This is a genomic window from Chryseobacterium endalhagicum, assembly GCF_016745235.1.
GTDB classification, from domain to species: domain Bacteria; phylum Bacteroidota; class Bacteroidia; order Flavobacteriales; family Weeksellaceae; genus Chryseobacterium; species Chryseobacterium endalhagicum.
The window spans coordinates 472,047-488,083 of sequence record NZ_JAELVM010000002.1; the positions used below are offsets into that span (position 1 = coordinate 472,047).

18 protein-coding genes are annotated in these 16,037 nt (G+C 38.7%); 5 read left to right on the forward strand and 13 right to left on the reverse strand.

What is annotated here, in order from left to right; genetic code table 11:
- Positions 1 to 32: 32 nt before the first annotated feature.
- The 8 genes from JET18_RS12450 to JET18_RS12485 form a co-directional block, all read right to left on the reverse strand.
- On the reverse strand, positions 33 to 857 hold the full coding sequence (locus tag JET18_RS12450; protein WP_202091467.1) for a DUF4886 domain-containing protein: 825 nt from the start codon (positions 855 to 857) through the stop codon (positions 33 to 35).
- Between the two features lie 105 nt (positions 858 to 962).
- Positions 963 to 1,475, reverse strand: a complete 513-nt coding sequence (locus JET18_RS12455; protein ID WP_202091469.1) for a DUF6973 domain-containing protein — start codon at positions 1,473 to 1,475, stop codon at positions 963 to 965.
- Positions 1,476 to 1,529: 54 nt separating this feature from the next.
- A complete protein-coding gene (gene accD, locus JET18_RS12460; protein WP_202091471.1) occupies positions 1,530 to 2,384 on the reverse strand; it encodes an acetyl-CoA carboxylase, carboxyltransferase subunit beta in 855 nt (284 codons plus the stop codon).
- A gap of 97 nt (positions 2,385 to 2,481) precedes the next feature.
- The gene (gene fbaA / locus JET18_RS12465) at positions 2,482 to 3,552 is read right to left on the reverse strand and encodes a class II fructose-bisphosphate aldolase (protein WP_202091473.1); all 1,071 of its coding nucleotides are present in this window, start codon (positions 3,550 to 3,552) and stop codon (positions 2,482 to 2,484) included.
- Positions 3,553 to 3,623: 71 nt separating this feature from the next.
- The gene (locus tag JET18_RS12470; protein ID WP_202091475.1) at positions 3,624 to 4,490 is read right to left on the reverse strand and encodes an NAD kinase; all 867 of its coding nucleotides are present in this window, start codon (positions 4,488 to 4,490) and stop codon (positions 3,624 to 3,626) included.
- 1 nt (position 4,491) lies between these two features.
- Positions 4,492 to 5,142 carry a CBS domain-containing protein gene (locus tag JET18_RS12475; protein ID WP_202091477.1) on the reverse strand — a complete coding sequence of 217 codons (651 nt, stop codon included), beginning with the start codon at positions 5,140 to 5,142 and terminating at the stop codon, positions 4,492 to 4,494.
- A gap of 187 nt (positions 5,143 to 5,329) precedes the next feature.
- Positions 5,330 to 5,860 carry an RNA methyltransferase gene (locus JET18_RS12480; protein ID WP_090026261.1) on the reverse strand — a complete coding sequence of 177 codons (531 nt, stop codon included), beginning with the start codon at positions 5,858 to 5,860 and terminating at the stop codon, positions 5,330 to 5,332.
- Positions 5,861 to 5,865: 5 nt separating this feature from the next.
- Positions 5,866 to 6,486: a toxin-antitoxin system YwqK family antitoxin gene (locus JET18_RS12485; protein WP_202091479.1), complete on the reverse strand. Its 621-nt coding sequence runs from the start codon at positions 6,484 to 6,486 to the stop codon at positions 5,866 to 5,868.
- Between the two features lie 55 nt (positions 6,487 to 6,541).
- Here JET18_RS12485 and JET18_RS12490 point away from each other — a divergent pair, with 55 nt between their 5' ends.
- A complete protein-coding gene (locus JET18_RS12490) occupies positions 6,542 to 7,141 on the forward strand; it encodes a hypothetical protein (RefSeq protein ID WP_202091481.1) in 600 nt (199 codons plus the stop codon).
- A gap of 10 nt (positions 7,142 to 7,151) precedes the next feature.
- Here the strand turns inward: JET18_RS12490 and JET18_RS12495 are convergent, their stop codons facing one another.
- Complete coding sequence (locus JET18_RS12495) at positions 7,152 to 8,033, reverse strand: bestrophin family protein (RefSeq protein WP_202091483.1); 882 nt, start codon at positions 8,031 to 8,033, stop codon at positions 7,152 to 7,154.
- A gap of 545 nt (positions 8,034 to 8,578) precedes the next feature.
- On the opposite strand from JET18_RS12495, the gene JET18_RS12500 reads away from it, so the two are divergent.
- Entirely contained in the window at positions 8,579 to 9,460 is an 882-nt protein-coding gene (locus JET18_RS12500) for a cupin-like domain-containing protein (RefSeq protein WP_202091485.1), read from the forward strand.
- A 164-nt stretch (positions 9,461 to 9,624) separates the two neighbouring features.
- On the opposite strand, the gene JET18_RS12505 is transcribed toward JET18_RS12500, so the two are convergent.
- Complete coding sequence (locus JET18_RS12505) at positions 9,625 to 10,155, reverse strand: GNAT family N-acetyltransferase (RefSeq protein ID WP_202091487.1); 531 nt, start codon at positions 10,153 to 10,155, stop codon at positions 9,625 to 9,627.
- 352 nt (positions 10,156 to 10,507) lie between these two features.
- Here JET18_RS12505 and mutS point away from each other — a divergent pair, with 352 nt between their 5' ends.
- Positions 10,508 to 13,096: a DNA mismatch repair protein MutS gene (gene mutS, locus JET18_RS12510; RefSeq protein WP_202091490.1), complete on the forward strand. Its 2,589-nt coding sequence runs from the start codon at positions 10,508 to 10,510 to the stop codon at positions 13,094 to 13,096.
- A 180-nt stretch (positions 13,097 to 13,276) separates the two neighbouring features.
- Here mutS and JET18_RS12515 read toward each other — a convergent pair whose 3' ends face one another.
- The 3 genes from JET18_RS12515 to JET18_RS12525 all read right to left on the reverse strand — a co-directional run bounded on the left by JET18_RS12515 (position 13,277) and on the right by JET18_RS12525 (position 14,479).
- A complete protein-coding gene (locus JET18_RS12515; RefSeq protein WP_202091492.1) occupies positions 13,277 to 13,780 on the reverse strand; it encodes a hypothetical protein in 504 nt (167 codons plus the stop codon).
- A 347-nt stretch (positions 13,781 to 14,127) separates the two neighbouring features.
- Positions 14,128 to 14,286 carry a bacteriocin gene (locus tag JET18_RS12520; protein ID WP_117590619.1) on the reverse strand — a complete coding sequence of 53 codons (159 nt, stop codon included), beginning with the start codon at positions 14,284 to 14,286 and terminating at the stop codon, positions 14,128 to 14,130.
- Positions 14,287 to 14,314: 28 nt separating this feature from the next.
- Positions 14,315 to 14,479 (reverse strand): bacteriocin, encoded by a 165-nt coding sequence (locus JET18_RS12525; protein WP_202091494.1) that lies wholly within the window; start codon positions 14,477 to 14,479, stop codon positions 14,315 to 14,317.
- Between the two features lie 290 nt (positions 14,480 to 14,769).
- Here JET18_RS12525 and JET18_RS12530 point away from each other — a divergent pair, with 290 nt between their 5' ends.
- Together JET18_RS12530 and JET18_RS12535 are read left to right on the forward strand one after the other, a co-directional pair.
- The gene (locus tag JET18_RS12530) at positions 14,770 to 15,258 is read left to right on the forward strand and encodes a TlpA family protein disulfide reductase (RefSeq protein WP_202091496.1); all 489 of its coding nucleotides are present in this window, start codon (positions 14,770 to 14,772) and stop codon (positions 15,256 to 15,258) included.
- A 7-nt stretch (positions 15,259 to 15,265) separates the two neighbouring features.
- Positions 15,266 to 15,925: a thioredoxin family protein gene (locus JET18_RS12535; protein WP_202091497.1), complete on the forward strand. Its 660-nt coding sequence runs from the start codon at positions 15,266 to 15,268 to the stop codon at positions 15,923 to 15,925.
- Positions 15,926 to 16,037 lie beyond the last annotated feature (112 nt).

The window sequence follows — 16,037 nt, forward strand, 5'->3', positions numbered from 1 at the left end:
ATTTAAGATTTCCTCCCATACAGCTTTGGGTTTTACTTTGCCATTTTCTTTAATCTGTTTGCTGTTTCCGGCTTAATTTCCCCTGAATAGTTGAGCTGTGATACATCCTTGTTTGTGAGAAGGTTGTAGAAAATGCAGGCATTGAAAAATGCACCCGTTTTATTGGGATGGCTATCATCTTCCAACAGTTCAATATCCGGATATTTTGTCATGACTTCATAAAATTTTTCGCTGTTTTTAGATTGAATTAAATCATTTTTGGATGCCAGTAAGCTGTAGCCTTCAGAAATTAATTTTTGATGCTGCACAGGATCTTTAATCACTGGTGAACAGGATGTTGATCCGGGAACTAGTTTTGATGGATAGCAGTATTCCTGCGGATAATTTTTCTTCCCTGCCCATGTGCTGAATACTATAAATTTACAGGCCGGATTGGAAACTAATTTCTTTATGGTTTGTATGGCATGATCGATATCCTGATCTCTGTATTCCGGAATTAAAACATTCACTGTTCCGGTCTGCATAATAATTACATCCCAGTTTCTTTCCGCAATCATTTTCTCTGTTTCTGTAGTTTCGGAGCCGGTCTTTTCCCGAACATTGATCCCGTTTTCATTCCGGGAGACAATGATATGTTCAAGATGATCCGACAAAGACATTCCTGGAAAAGTACTTTGATAGATCTTAAAATTCTGATCGGTTTCGTTCAATAGGGCTTGAAGCATTTTTGGCATATCATGAAAATAGGTTAAACTATTTCCAATAAAAAGAACATTTGTTTCTTTGCCAGTTCTTAAATTTTGAGATTTACAGAATGAAGAACAAAGTATAAGTATTACGATCAGTGTATGCCTCATAACATGATGATTTAATGCTCAATATAAATATTTTGTGAGTACGGGCTATACATCTTATGAAGATTAAATAACATAAACGTCCTGCATTACTCTGTAGAAATATTGTTATTTTTCATCCAGATAAACAAGATGCCCCTTAAAATCATCGTCTAAGCTTTTTAACACCTTTGCATCATCCATCTTTTTGGCCAGGCTGTCGATGAAAAAGTTCTTCTCAAAAAACTGGCGGTGGATTCCCGGAAGAAGTTCCATGAAATATTCCATGCCTATTTTATTGTTGTGAAGATCCATTTTGGTTTCCAAAGGTTCGTTGGGGAAAAGCTCTTCATGCATGTCTGTCAGTCTTTTGCAGAAGTCCAGTGCTTTTTGGGGCGAAGAGACCTTGCAGCAGTACATCATAATGAAACAGCACCATAAAGCATGTCTGAATGCATTTCCAATCCCGTTGTTGGACGCTGTTTTGGGGAATTTTTTCTGCGCGATGGCAAAGGCCTGTACCGTGGCATGAAAGCTCAGTATGGCAAAAAGAGGATGGGGAAGGAGCAGTGACAAAAGACGCATGATCTTTTTCAGGCTCATGCTTCGGATGGTATTAAAAAATATCTTAAAAGTCCTCATAAATAAAAATCTCTCCCTAATTAGAGAGAGATTGTATAGTGTTTGTTACAGATCTTATGCTTTTACAGCTAATAAATTAACTGTTTTGGCTACTGTATCTTTAATTTCAGTTCTTTTTACGATGAAATCTACAAATCCTTTTTCCTGTAAGAATTCAGAGGTCTGGAAGCCTTCCGGAAGATCTCTTCCGATCGTTTCACGGATTACTCTTGGCCCGGCAAAACCGATCAATGCTCCCGGCTCAGCCATGATAATATCTGCTGTCATCGCAAAAGAAGCGGTAATTCCTCCAAAAGTAGGGTCACACAGATAAGCGATGTAAAGAAGTCCTGCTTCAGAAAGCTGGGCAAGTTTAGCCTGTACTTTGGCAAGCTGCATCAGAGAGTAGGTGGCTTCCTGCATTCTCGCTCCTCCGGACTGACAGATGATCATGTACGGAAGTTTATTGGCGATACAGTAATCTACAGCTCTTCTGATTTTTTCACCCATTACAGAACCTAAAGAACCACCGATGAAAGCGAAATCCATACATGAAACCACCATTTCAGTTCCTTTTACGGTTCCTACTGCATTTCTGATAGAGTCTGTAAGTTTTGTCTTGGCTTTTACTTCCTTTAAACGGTCTTTATAAGGTTTTGTATCCTTGAAATTCAAGATATCAATACTTTCAACATTGGCATCCAGTTCAGTGAATTTACCTTCGTCAAAAAGGATCTCAAAAAATTCTGCACTTCCTATTCTTACATGAAATCCGTCTTCAGGAGAAACGTAGCTGTTTCTTCTCAGTTCATCATGCTCCACGACTTTTCCTGATGGAGTCTGATGCCAAAGACCTTTGGGAACATCCTTTTTTTCATCAGTAGAGGTGGTAATGTTTTTTGCTTTTCTTTTAAACCAGTCGAATGCCATTTTGTTTGTATTAATGTATCATGTAAAAGGTAAAATGTATAAAGCCAAAAGCATTAAATCTATTTTGTACTTTATACATTCTACTTTTTACAAAAAATTATTTAAGTGTATTTACGTTATTTAAGTCTTCAAACGCCTGAACCAGTCTTGTAGAGAAAGTTTCCTCACCTTTTCTTACCCAAACTCTTGGATCGTAGAATTTTTTGTTCGGTTTTTCTTCTCCTTCCGGGTTTCCGATCTGAGCTCTTAAATAATCGATATTGTTAACCATATAATCTCTAACCCCTTCCGTGTAAGCGAACTGAAGGTCAGTATCAATATTCATTTTAATTACTCCGTAGTCGATAGCTTCTCTGATCTCTTCTAAAGTAGATCCTGAACCTCCGTGGAATACAAAGTTAATCGGCTTGTCAGCTGTTCCGAATTTCTCCTGAATGAATTTCTGAGAGTTGTCAAGGATTTTCGGGGTAAGAACCACGTTTCCTGGTTTGTAAACTCCGTGTACGTTACCGAATGCCGCAGCAATCGTAAAGTTTTCAGAAATAGCTTTTAATTTTTCATACGTATAAGCTACATCTTCCGGCTGTGTATATAGTTTTGAGTTGTCAACGTCTGAGTTGTCTACACCGTCTTCTTCACCACCTGTAACTCCGATTTCCACTTCAAGCGTCATTTTAAGCTTAGCCATTCTTTCGAAATACTGGGAAGAGATTTCAATGTTTTCCTCCAAAGGCTCCTCAGAAAGGTCAAGCATGTGAGAAGAATAAAGTGATTTTCCGGTTTGTCTGAAGAATTCTTCGTTAGCATCCATCAGTCCGTCTATCCAAGGCAGTAATTTCTTAGCGCAGTGGTCTGTGTGTAAAATTACAGTAGCTCCGTAAGCTTCTGCCAGCGTGTGGATGTGTTTTGCTCCGGCGATAGCTCCTAAAATAGCTGATTTCTGGCCGTCGTTATTCAATCCTTTTCCTGCGTTGAAAGCAGCTCCGCCGTTTGAAAACTGGATGATTACAGGAGAGTTTAGTTTCGCTGCGGTTTCCATTACAGCATTTACATTGCTTGAACCAATTACGTTTACTGCAGGCAGTGCAAATTTGTTTTCTTTAGCATACTGAAAAATATCAGTAACTAATTGACCTGTGGCAACTCCTGCCGGAAAAATTCTGCTCATGTTTTACTTTTTATTTTAAATTATTAGGCGTTTTTAAAATTCCTGTAAAGGTAATCATTTTTGAGGAATTACTAATTTCTTTTGTCCCTGCCCCAAAGCAGCTTCTGACGGATCGTTTCGTAGAAGCTTAAGTGGTTCGGCTGAACCAGAAGGATCTGAAAATCGGCCTTTTTGATGATAATTTCTTTGTAGGTTTCTATATGAACCAGTCTCGAGTCCAGTGAAAGAGAATATTGAGGCACTCTGCTCTCCACTTTAAATTTTATTTCTACCCTGTCATTCACTACCAAAGGTCTCACATTCAGGTTGTGGGGAGCGATAGGCGTAATGACGAAATTTTCGTTGTTCGGAGAAATAATCGGTCCGCCACAGCTTAATGAATAAGCCGTAGATCCTGTAGGGGTGGAAACAATAACGCCGTCTCCCCAGAAAACATTCAGAAACTCATCGTTGATATAAGAGTCTACAGTAATCATGGAAGTCGTTTCTTTTCTTGAAACGGTTACGTCATTCAACGCGTAAGGGAAAAAATCGCCGGATCTTGGTGAAACCACTTCAATCACAGCACGCCGGCTTGTTTTCACATCTCCTTTCAGAATGGCATCGAGTTCTTTGAAAGCTTCTTCTTTGGTAAAGCTGGCCAGAAATCCTAATCTTCCGGTATTTACCCCTACAATCGGGATCTCAAGGTCTTCAATGAAAGTCAGGGAATTTACGATGGTTCCATCGCCCCCGAAAGTAAAAAAAAGATCTACTTCCTTATCCAGAAGGTCCTGTTTGCTGTTGAAGGTTTCAAATATTTTTGAGAACTGAAGAGCTTCGGCCATTTCATCATACAGAACAGATTTTACGCCCCGGGTTTCAAGTTCTGAAATAAACTTGCTTAAATATAAAAAAGTATCGAGGTCTTTTTTCTGAGAATATATGGCTGCCTTCATGTTATATTTCTATGAATTTTTGGAAAAATCCGAACCGGTCATTAAACAGGTCTGATTTTTCATCAGAATAGTATTTTTGAACAATCCTGTAATCGTACCGGTCAAAAGTAGCGTCTATCGAGGACAGATTTTCATTGCTGATCTTAATGGTCACCTGAATGACTTCGTCTGACATTAAAGTGATGAATCCACCGTAGAATTTCGAGTTATTGCTTTCTACGATATTGGCGATCTCCGTCATCGAATATCTCCTGGTAGGCGTTTCTACCGTAAGGATAGCTCCGCTTTCTGAAAATAGAGGATACCGGGAAAGATTCTGAAAAATATCTTCACAGGTGATATAGCCCAGATACTTTTCATTTTTGTTGATCACCGGGATCACATTGGCGTTAAAAGTATAGAACAGACGGATGCTGTCCATAATATTATTGTCTTCCAGAATGGCGAAACGCTCGATCTGGTGTTCAAGATCTTTTAAGGTGCCTTCCCCTTCATACAGGAAATCTTCAGCGATGGCTCCGTAGAAATGATGGGATTTTTTAATGAAAATATGGGAATATCCAAAGTCATCTAATGTATTCCTAGCTGATTCTATGGAGTCAGTCAGGCTAAAACATGGAAAGTCTTTTGAGATATAATCCTTGATAAACATTGTGCTAATTTATAAAAAATTAAACGAAACTTTTCTCCAAAACATCACTTTTTTTCCGGAAAAATAAAAAAAATGATGTTAAAATTTGTTTGTAAAGAAAAAAAAGGTACCTTTGTCGCCTTTCATTTTTACTTTTTATTAGATTTATTTCAAACTGCACTGTCTTTTAAGGACATATGCAGTTTTTTTATTTTAGGGCTTTGGCAAACTCCCACATCACAATTCCTCCGCATACGCTTACATTCAGAGAGTGCTTGGTTCCCAGCTGCGGAATCTCAAGAAATGTATCGATATTGGGAAGCGCCTCATCACTTATTCCTTCCACTTCATTTCCTAAAATCAATGCATATTTCTTTGATTTGTCTATGCTGAAATCAGTAATCATCACACTGTCTGTGGTCTGTTCGATTCCTATGATCTCATAGCCGCGGCTTTTATAATCACTGATGGCTGTATTGATGTCGCTTTCGTGGCCCCAGTCCACACTTTCTGTAGCGCCCAGTGCTGCTTTATGGATCTCGCGGTGAGGGGGTTGCGGCGTAATACCGCAAAGAATAATTTTTTCGATCAGAAAAGCATCCGCCGTTCTGAAAGATGCCCCTACATTATGCATGCTTCTGAGATTGTCTAAAATAATGACCAATGGAATTTTCTCAACTTTCTTAAATGTTTCTACATCTATTCTGTTCAGTTCTTCCAGTTTTAATTTCTGTACCAATTGTTTTATTTTGTTGAGATTAATTTTCCGTCTCTGTAGATTTCCGTTTTTTCAACGCCTCCGTCTTCACGGTAATGAACCCGGGTTCCGTTCCACTTATCGTTCGCGAATTCTGTTTCACGCTGTACTTTTCCTGATGGGTAAAGGGCTTTCCATTTTCCTACAGCCAGTCCGTTGTCATACTGTCCGATCTGTTTTACAGATTTTCCGTCTTCATGATACAGCTTGGTTTCACCATGCAGTTTGCCCATTCTGTAATTGGAAACTTCAGTTATTTTTCCTGCAGGAGAGTAAAAAGTAGCGAGCGAGCTGTCATCATATACATTTTTCTCTCCATTTCTGAAGGTTTCTTTGGAGGTCAGAACGCCATTTCTGTCATAATAAGACCATTCTTTTGCTTTATGGCCTTTTTTATTTTCCCCTTTAGCCTGTACCTTCCCGTTATCATAATAATAGACCGCTTCTCCTTCTATTTTCCCCTTTTTCCATTCCACGACCTGTTTTACCTGTCCGTTTTCGTAGAAATCTTTACAGGATCCCTCCTGAAGTCCGTCTTTATATCCGCATGGTTTTTGCGCTAAGGCCCACGATGTTGCGGAAAACAATAGCAGAAAAATGTATTTCATAGATTTTTTTATTTCAAATATAAGTATTTTGCTATTTTTGAAATAAAAATATCACATGAAAAAAATATCCGCTTTACTGCTGTTGGTATTCGCTTTTGTATTTTCAAAGGCACAGAATACCTATTATCCGCAGGCTTTTTTTGATAAGAAAATGGCCAGGGAGATGCTTAGTTTCGGAAATTCTACCATAGAAGGAGTGGCTTCTACCAAACAGAAAAACAATTGGGGGATCAAACCTTTACTGGGAGCAAAACATTATGCACCCAAAGGAACGGTAGTGATGCTTTTTCCTGTAACGTCTTATTTTGATGAGTTTTACAGCATGAGGAGAAAGTATGAGAACAAAAAAACCACTGTGTATATGTCTGAAGATGCATTTAAATACAGATTAGAAGCTTTAACAGACGATTATGGACGGTTTAAATTCGAAAAATTAAAACCCGGAAAATACTATCTGGAAACCATTGTGAATTTTACAGCAACGGCCAGCTACCAGCAGCAGACCGGAAGATCCGATGCGTATAACGGATATGGCGGTTATATGTATTCCACGCCGATATACAGTACGTTTTTCTACGGATATTCCGCAGCAAACAGGGAAAGTAAATTTGTAGAAATAAAACAGGACGGAGAAATAAAAGAAATCAACCTTTAAGGTTGATTTTTTACTTTTTCAGACCCATGATCTGATGGACGCTTTTTTCAATATTCTGAGCCAGCGCTTCCATCGGAATATCATTTTCATCATTGTTGAAAGGGTCTTCAATTTCTTCAGCAATCAGTTCCAGACTCATCAATACGTAATAAACAAATACGGTAAGCGGGATCATCAGAAGTCCGATGGTAATAACGTAGGCGACAGGCAGCGCCATGACATATAAAATAATGAATTTCTTTACAAAAGACGAGTAAGAATAGGGGATAGGTGTATTTTTAATTCTCTCGCAGCCTCCGCATACATCCAGAAACCCGGATAGCTGGGTGTCAAGATAAAGCATTTCAATATCCGATATCTTTCCTTCCTTTTTCAGCTGGTTCAGTTTATGGGTCAAAAGAATGACAATTTCACTGGGGCCATGATGTTTAAGAGACTTTTCAATTTCGGAATAATCTTCATCCAAAGCCAGCCTTGTAGACTCCTGGGAAAGATGTTTGGCCAGGAAATGCGGGAAATATTTTAAATACCGGGCGATCTGCTCAGCATTTTGACGGTCGTCACCCAAAATAGCATTAATCTTTACAGCGAAATTCCGGGTGTCGTTCACCAGTTTTCCCCAAAGTTTTCGTCCTTCCCACCATCGGTCATAAGCCGTATTCGTCCTGAAAACCAGTAACAGAGAAAGCACAAAACCCAGCAGGGAATGGATCATTCCTACATTGCTCACGCCTGATTTTGTGGTAAGATGGAGATATTCCACTTCCAGATACTGGATACCCCACGAATACAGTCCCACAAGGATCATTGTTGGAAAAAGGATCTTCATCGTATCGCTTTGGTGCATACTGAAAAGGATCTTCAGGAAATGTTTCGTGTTATAGGCTCTCATAAATCGGCTTGGTCTTACAAATATAATTTTTTCATTTGAGCCATGCTTTATCTGGAAGCTTAAAATAATTTTAAAAAATGGCGAAAAGGCTGATGGCTGAATTTGAAAGAGGTTCAATAATTAAGTTTCTTGAAAATCTTTTATCTTTTTGTAGTTTATTATTTTTTTCACCACAGATTTCGCGGATTTTCACAGATGATTGTGCCTATTTTTTTGAAACATTAAGATCTGTGAAGGAGATAAGGAAAGTTAAGAGAAAATCTAAAGATTCTTTTAGCTCTGTTTCTTAAAGCGAAGCTCAGCTTAATAATCTTAAAATCTTAATCTCTCTTAATGGTTCAAGTATTATCTATAAAAATCTCCGATTTTTAGCCTTATGTGTACTTCTTATTCTCAATATTTTAAACTAAAAAAAACTAAAGTGTTTAAAAACTTTTGTCCCTTTTGTGGTTTAAATCATTCTCCCGAAGTCCCGTTACCATTTTTTAATTTTCCCAGATTTCAAAAAAACACTATTTTTATTTCACACTAAATAATAAATTAAGATGATCCTCGAAAACGTAGATGTAGTCCACGATATCAGTAAAGAAGATTTTCAAAAGAATTATTTCAAAAAACATAAGCCGCTTTTGATTAAAAATTTTGCGGCCCGATGGGATGCATTCGACAAATGGAACCTGGCATACATCCGTGAAAAGGCAGGCGATCAGGATGTTCCTTTATACGACAATAAACCAGCCGATGCTTCCAAAAGCTCAGATGCCCCGGTGACGAATATGAAAATGAAAGAATATATAGACAGGATCAAAAGCGGACCTTCCGATCTTCGTATTTTCTTCTACATCATTACAGACAGGCTTCCGGAACTGCTGAAAAACTTCACGTATCCAGACCTGGGAATTAAATTTTTTAAAAGGCTCCCGACTCTTTTCTTCGGGGGAAGTGAAGCACATGTTTTAATGCATTATGATGTGGATCTCGGGGATTTTCTTCATATCCATTTTGAAGGTAAAAAAAGAATACTGCTATTCGACCAGAAACAATCTGCGTTCTTATATAAAGTACCGCTTTCTGTTCATACCGTTTACGATATAGATTATGAAAACCCGGATTACGAAAAGTTTCCGGCTTTACAGTACGCGAAAGGTTACGAGATTTTCATGGAGCACGGAGATGCACTGTTTATTCCGGGAGCATTCTGGCATTTCAACAGATATCTTGAGCCTGGTTTTTCACTGTCATTAAGAGCGCTTCCAAACAAACCGAATGTGTTTGCCAATATGCTGTATCATGTTTTCATCATGAGGTATACAGATAAACTTCTGCGTAAGCTTTTTAAAGCTAAGTGGGTGAATTACAAGCAGAAGTGGGCGTATGAGAAAGGGGCGGAGGCTTTTGAAAAGAAGAGAAAACCGGAAAAGATGTAAGTGGCAGGAAGCCTGAAGAGGGAGGCTGGAAGTTACTTTCTCTCCTGGTACTTCTTGCTGTGATTGTCATTCAAGATGATAAATGTTGGAAAGACAAACGCTAAAAAAGTTAATTAAGAAAATATTCAGTAGTTCCGCCGAACTTCCGACACCCATCTTCCATCTTATTCATTAATAAGTCCAAAAATCTTGGCATCCACAAATTTCCCTTTTTCAAAAAAATAATCACGCAGAATTCCTTCATCTTTAAAGTTTAAAGAATGTAAAAGTTTCTCCGAAGCAATATTCGCAGGATCTGTAAAGGCATCAATACGGTGAAGTCTCATGCTTTCGAATCCATAGATAAGAATAGGAAGAATCGCTTCTTTCATATAGGAATTCCTCCAGAATTTGGGATTCAGTTCATAGCCGATCTCTGCCCGGAAATGTTCAGGAAACCAGTTGTGGTATCCGCAGGTTCCTATGACCTTTTTTTCAGATTTCAGTTCCAGTGCCCAGCGGAATCCTTTTCCTTTCTCGAATTCATTATTAAAATATTTGATGATATTTTGGGCATCTTCCAATGTTTTGAAGGTTTCGAGGTCATAATATTCCATCACCTGATCCTGAGAAAAATATTCGAAGAGATCTTCTGCATCATGGGAATTCAACTGTCTTAAAATAAGTCTTTCAGTTTCTAAAACCGGGTAGATCATAGATTTTATTTTACTGAAAAATACGATAAATATTTTGTTCTGAACAGCATAAGTTAGCTGAACTAAAGTTAAGAAGTGTGAATAGTGAATTTTGCTTCGCAAGTGAATAGTGAATTTTTTGAGTAGATGTGAGATTTTTAGGCTCAGGCGCGGGCTAAGATTGAAAAATATCAATGGACAATTTTGCTTTGCAGGTGAAATGTGAAAGCCCTCTAACTCAAAGATCAGATTCAAATAACTCATCACTCATAATTTATAACTCGTCACTTCCCGAAACTTCAAACTCCTCAATCTTAATTTTCTTAACCTGAACTCAGGTTATTTTAATTAAATTTGGGGCTCATTTTTTATTATGGCTAAAACGAAGAAGGAAACTCCGCTCATGACGCAGTACAATACCATCAAGGCAAAATACCCTGATGCGTTGCTGCTGTTCCGGGTTGGGGATTTTTATGAAACTTTTGGACAGGATGCGGTGAAAACATCCCAGATCCTTGGTATTGTTCTTACCAAAAGGGCTAATGGAGAAGGCCATATAGAGCTGGCTGGCTTCCCGCACCATTCGGTAGATTCCTATCTTCCGAAACTGGTAAGAGCAGGAATGAGAGTCGCCATCTGCGATCAGCTGGAAGACCCCAAAATGGTGAAAGGTATCGTAAAAAGAGGTGTTACAGAGCTTGTAACTCCCGGGGTAACGTTTAATGACCAGGTGCTTAATTCAAAAAAGAATAATTTCCTTCTATCCCTTCATAAAGAAAAAGAAAAGTACGGAATTGCTCTGGTAGATGTTTCTACCGGTGAATTTCTGGTAAGCGAGGGAAATCTGGATAAAATCCTTCATATTATTACCACTTTTGATCCGAGCGAAATTGTATTTCAGAGAAGTGTTCAATTGCCGGAACAGCTAAAAAATAAAAGTGCCTTTAAGCTTGAAGACTGGGCTTTCCAGTATAATTTTGCTTACGAAAAACTGACCTCACATTTTAAAACCAAGTCTTTAAAAGGTTTTGGAATTGAAAATCTTCCGTTGGCCATTACCGCTGCCGGAGCTATTTTCGCTTACCTTGTGGAAGATACCCACCACAATCTGCTTGCTCATATCACCAAGCTTCAGATTATTCCTCAGGAAGATTATCTGATGATGGATAATTTTACCCTGAGAAACCTTGAAATCGTTTATCCAAGCAATCCACAAGGGAAATCTCTTTTGGATATCATTGATAAAACCTCTACCCCAATGGGAGGGAGGCTGTTGAGGAGAAGAATTATTCTTCCCTTAAAATCTGTGGACGAGATCATGAGAAGGCTTTCCCTGATTGATTTTCTGAATGAAAACGACCAGCTGAAATATGAAATCTGCCAATTGTTGAAATCTATTTCCGATCTGGACCGTCTGATGGGGAAACTGGCCGCAGAAAAAATATCCCCGAAAGAATTAGGATATCTGCGCCAAAGTTTGATCAATATTCATCAGATTAAAGCGTTACTTCATCCGCATGCCGATGTGATGGCCTGGCTGGAGCCTTTATTTGATATGGATGAGCTGATTAAATTTTTACAAAATCATCTGAATGAAGAGCTTCCGGTGAATATTTCAAAGGGGAATATCATTAAACAAGGTATTTCTGAAGAGCTGGACAGGCTGAGAGGTCTTCAGAACAAAGGCCGCGGCTTCCTGGATGAAATGTGTCAGAGAGAAATTGAACGAACAGGAATTTCAAGCCTTAAAATTGATTTTAATAACGTTTTCGGGTATTATATAGAAGTAAGAAATGCTCATAAAGATAAAGTTCCGGCTGACTGGCTGAGAAAGCAGACCCTCGTGAATGCAGAACGCTATATTACCGAAGAGCTGAAAGAATACGAAAGCCAGATCTTAGGCGCTGAAGAGAAAATAAGCGTGCTGGAAAACGAACTCTACAGAAACGTCTGTGCTGAAACCATGGTTTATATGGACCAGATTCAGGGAAATTCCAATATTATTGCACAGCTTGATGTAGCTGCCGGACTTTCCGAACTGGCTGTTTCTGAAAGCTATACGAAGCCTGTTCTTAATCAGGGTTATGCGATAGATTTAAAAGAAGCAAGACATCCGATTATTGAAAACGCACTTCCGTTAGGAGAAAAATACATTCCGAATGATATCTTTTTAGATAAAGATTCCCAGCAGATCATCATGGTTACGGGGCCGAACATGGCCGGTAAATCTGCAATTCTTCGTCAAACCGCTATTGTGTGTCTTCTGGCTCAGATCGGAAGCTTTGTGCCTGCAAAATATGCTGAAATAGGAGTTTTGGATAAGATTTTCACAAGAGTGGGAGCGACGGATAATATTTCTGCCGGAGAATCGACTTTCATGGTGGAAATGAATGAAGCTGCAAATATTCTGAACAATATTTCTGAACGCAGCCTGATCCTTTTAGATGAAATCGGCCGTGGAACGTCCACATACGACGGGGTTTCCATCGCCTGGGCTATCGCAGAATACCTTCACCAGCATCCTACACAGGCCAAAACCCTTTTCGCAACCCATTATCACGAGCTGAACGAAATGACCGTGAATTTTGAAAGGGTAAAGAACTTCCATGTTTCCATCCAGGAAAATAAAGGAAATATCATCTTCCTGAGGAAGCTTGTTCCGGGCGGCAGTGAGCACAGCTTTGGTATTCATGTGGCTAAACTGGCGGGAATGCCTGTAAAAGTGGTCAACAGAGCCAATGAGATCCTGAAAACCCTTGAAGCAAGCCGCTCACAGACCAGCAGTACTTCGGAAAGCATTAAAAGGGTGACCGAAGAAAATATGCAGCTTTCTTTTTTCCAGCTGGACGATCCTGTTCTGGAAAATATCCGGGAAGAGCTGACGAAAATAGACATCAATACATTGACCCCGATAGAAGCTTTAATGAAGCTGAATTCGATAAAAAAAATGATTGGAGGGTAGTTTTTGGTTAGGTTGGAGAGTTTTGGGAAGTTATGAGTTATAAATGATGAGTTATGAGTGATGAGTTTTGGGGTGCGGGTTTGGGATTGTCTGAAATCTGATGTCTTGTGTCTGATATCTCTCCAGAAATTCACCTTTCCCAATCTCAGTCTTAACCTAATATCTTAAACCGAGCTCAGGTTATTCTACATTGAAGTTGAAGGAAACAGGAAATGAAACTAAAGAATTCACCCGCATTCCTTTTCTTTGTGCAGGTTTCCAGCGGGTTTTTATTTTTTCCAGTGCGGTTTTCATCTCTGCTTTAAGATTATTGCTTGCCGTCTGAACAAAAATATCTGCTATCTTTCCTGTATCGTTAATGATGATGTAAACGGTTCCCCAATGAATAAAATCTGTCAGATTATAAGGGTCCACTGTTTCATAAATCTTTTGTTTTAAGGCTTTTATACCACCCGGAAATTCTGCCGGCTGATCGGGTTGAAAGACAACTTTTTCTAAATTCATTTTCCCTACAACATCCTTTGGCGCATCATGTACAGAAACTCCTTTATAGGGATCCGGAAGTTTTCTGTCTGCAGGATAGCCCGGAGCAGGAGGAAGTTGAGAGGTATTGTCTGTACTGGTCTCCTGGCTTTTTATGAAAATGTGAAAGCAGGCAAAAAGTAAAATAAAAGTTTTATTCATTTTTTAATTTGATGTAAAATAAAGAAAAAATTTGATTAAAAATAGATACGGGTTGGAGAGTTGGAGGGTTTTAGAGTTTTCGGGTTTTGAAAAGTTATAAGTTATAAATGATGAGTTTTAAGTTACTGGTATTGGGTTGTCTGAAATCTGATGTCTGAAATCTGCTCAGAAATTTACTATTCACATGACAATTGACGTTCCCCAATCTCAGCCTTAACCTAGAGATCTGATGTCTTGTCTCTCATATCTCCCTCCAAAATTCACCTTTCCCGATCTCAGATAAAGTCATTCTGAAGCATAAAAAAATGACTGAAATGGATTCCAGTCATTGAGTTTTAGTATGGTGATTAACAGCAGTAGCCGTCTTTGCCTCTTGGGCCGATGATCATGAAATGGCTGGGTACCCCTCTGAGTTTACACAGGCCTTCAGCACATGAAGCACCTCCGTTGATTTCCTTTAGCTCTTTTTTCGTGAGCTTTCTGCTTTGAATGTTAGAATTTTTCATACATTTTTAGATTAATGGTGATCAATTCTTAACAGCACGGTCCGTCCTGAATTCCATATACTCCGTATTGCTCTTCACCTGTTGCCGGGTCAAAGCAGCTCACCACTCTTGGGCACACTGGTCTTGCTCCACCGCTGATGTTCTTTAGCTCTTTTTTAGTCAGCTTTTTAAGCTGAATGTTTGATTTTTTCATAATAATTTTGTTTTGATTGTATGCTAATTTACATTTAATTTCTTATAATTCAATAGATTGTGATTAATAAAATAGTGTTAAAATTCTCATTGATATTTGGAGGGAACGAAATTGAATAAGGATTGATACAGATAGAAAAGTACTCTTTGTTGAGGTTTTCAGCTTCAATTAAAGCCTGTTTTTTCTAAATAATAAAAAGCATTTAACTATTTCCCCGGCTTTTTATCCAACCCAATACCAGATAAGAGTCCATTCCGGATTTAAATGATAATTAATGACTATTTTTGAATATGAAGAATGTATTGACCCTATTAACTGTATTTCTGTGTTTTACGGCGTTTACTGCCCAGCAGACAGATGTGCCATCCATGAAATATGAAGACCTTGAAAAACGTATTCAGAAGGAGAGTGATAAGCTGCTGGTCGTTAATTTCTGGTCTACCACCTGTGCGCCATGCGTGAAAGAACTTCCGGATTTTATGGAGATCAATAATAAATTTAAGGATCATCCGAAATATAAAATGATCCTCGTTTCCCTGGACAGGCTGGTGGATAAGCCAAGGGTAATGAAGTTTATCAAAAATAAAAATCTTACTGCAGAAGTCATTTTACTGGACGATATCAAAAGAATGAACACCTGGATTCCAAGATTTGAGAAAAACTGGGACGGGAATATCCCGGTAACAATTTTCTATAAAAACGGCGAAAAAGTACATTTCAACGATGGCGAAATGAGTAAAGAAGACCTGGAAAAGACAATCAACAATAACTTACAATAAAATAAATATGAAAAACCTGAAAATTTTAATGGCGGTATTCATTGCCGGGCTGGGATTGTTAAGCTTCACAGCAGCAGATCATGATAAGAACAACCCTCAGAAAGTAAATGCTTCCGCCCCTGCAAAAGGATATGAAGTAGGCGATGCAGCCGCAGATTTTAAGCTGAAAAATATTGACGGAAAAATGGTTTCTTTAAGTGATTTTAAAAGTGCCAGAGGATTTATCGTGGTCTTCACCTGCAACCACTGTCCGTATGCCAAAAAGTATGAGGACAGAATCGTGGAACTGGATAAGAAATTCAAAGATCAGGGCTATCCGGTCATTGCGGTGAATCCCAATGATCCTAATGTACAGCCCGAAGACGGCTACAAGCAGATGATAGAAAGAGCCAAACAAAAAGGCTTCACCTTTCCTTATCTTGTGGATGAAGGACAAAAGATCTATCCGCTTTACGGAGCTACTAAAACACCCCACGTTTTTGTCCTGCAGAAAGAAAACGGAAAGAATATCGTGAAATACATCGGAGCGATCGACAATAACTACGAAAACCCGAATGATGTCTCCGAATATTATGTTCAGGATGCCGTAAACGCCCTGATCAAAGGAGAATCCGTAAAAATGACAAAAACAGTAGCTATAGGATGCACCATAAAAGTTAAGAAATAATATCTTTGCTTTACAGTTTATAAAAAATCGGTGTTCCTGGAATACCGATTTTTTATGACCGAAAATTGAATGAGATTGTATTTATTCAATAGGAGCGGGCTTTAGCCCGCGT

Bases quoted from the DNA above. Each gene is read 5' to 3' on its own strand.
- JET18_RS12515 (WP_202091492.1), bottom strand. From the start codon at position 13,780: ATGAATAAAACTTTTATTTTACTTTTTGCCTGCTTTCACATTTTCATA.
- JET18_RS12455 (WP_202091469.1), bottom strand. From the start codon at position 1,475: ATGAGGACTTTTAAGATATTTTTTAATACCATCCGAAGCATGAGCCTG.
- JET18_RS12530 (WP_202091496.1), top strand. From the start codon at position 14,770: ATGAAGAATGTATTGACCCTATTAACTGTATTTCTGTGTTTTACGGCG.
- accD (WP_202091471.1), bottom strand. From the start codon at position 2,384: ATGGCATTCGACTGGTTTAAAAGAAAAGCAAAAAACATTACCACCTCT.
- JET18_RS12525 (WP_202091494.1), bottom strand. From the start codon at position 14,479: ATGAAAAAATCAAACATTCAGCTTAAAAAGCTGACTAAAAAAGAGCTA.
- JET18_RS12450 (WP_202091467.1), bottom strand. From the start codon at position 857: ATGAGGCATACACTGATCGTAATACTTATACTTTGTTCTTCATTCTGT.
- JET18_RS12505 (WP_202091487.1), bottom strand. From the start codon at position 10,155: ATGATCTACCCGGTTTTAGAAACTGAAAGACTTATTTTAAGACAGTTG.
- JET18_RS12490 (WP_202091481.1), top strand. From the start codon at position 6,542: ATGAAAAAAATATCCGCTTTACTGCTGTTGGTATTCGCTTTTGTATTT.
- JET18_RS12475 (WP_202091477.1), bottom strand. From the start codon at position 5,142: ATGTTTATCAAGGATTATATCTCAAAAGACTTTCCATGTTTTAGCCTG.
- mutS (WP_202091490.1), top strand. From the start codon at position 10,508: ATGGCTAAAACGAAGAAGGAAACTCCGCTCATGACGCAGTACAATACC.
- JET18_RS12520 (WP_117590619.1), bottom strand. From the start codon at position 14,286: ATGAAAAATTCTAACATTCAAAGCAGAAAGCTCACGAAAAAAGAGCTA.
- fbaA (WP_202091473.1), bottom strand. From the start codon at position 3,552: ATGAGCAGAATTTTTCCGGCAGGAGTTGCCACAGGTCAATTAGTTACT.
- JET18_RS12470 (WP_202091475.1), bottom strand. From the start codon at position 4,490: ATGAAGGCAGCCATATATTCTCAGAAAAAAGACCTCGATACTTTTTTA.
- JET18_RS12485 (WP_202091479.1), bottom strand. From the start codon at position 6,486: ATGAAATACATTTTTCTGCTATTGTTTTCCGCAACATCGTGGGCCTTA.
- JET18_RS12495 (WP_202091483.1), bottom strand. From the start codon at position 8,033: ATGAGAGCCTATAACACGAAACATTTCCTGAAGATCCTTTTCAGTATG.
- JET18_RS12500 (WP_202091485.1), top strand. From the start codon at position 8,579: ATGATCCTCGAAAACGTAGATGTAGTCCACGATATCAGTAAAGAAGAT.
- JET18_RS12535 (WP_202091497.1), top strand. From the start codon at position 15,266: ATGAAAAACCTGAAAATTTTAATGGCGGTATTCATTGCCGGGCTGGGA.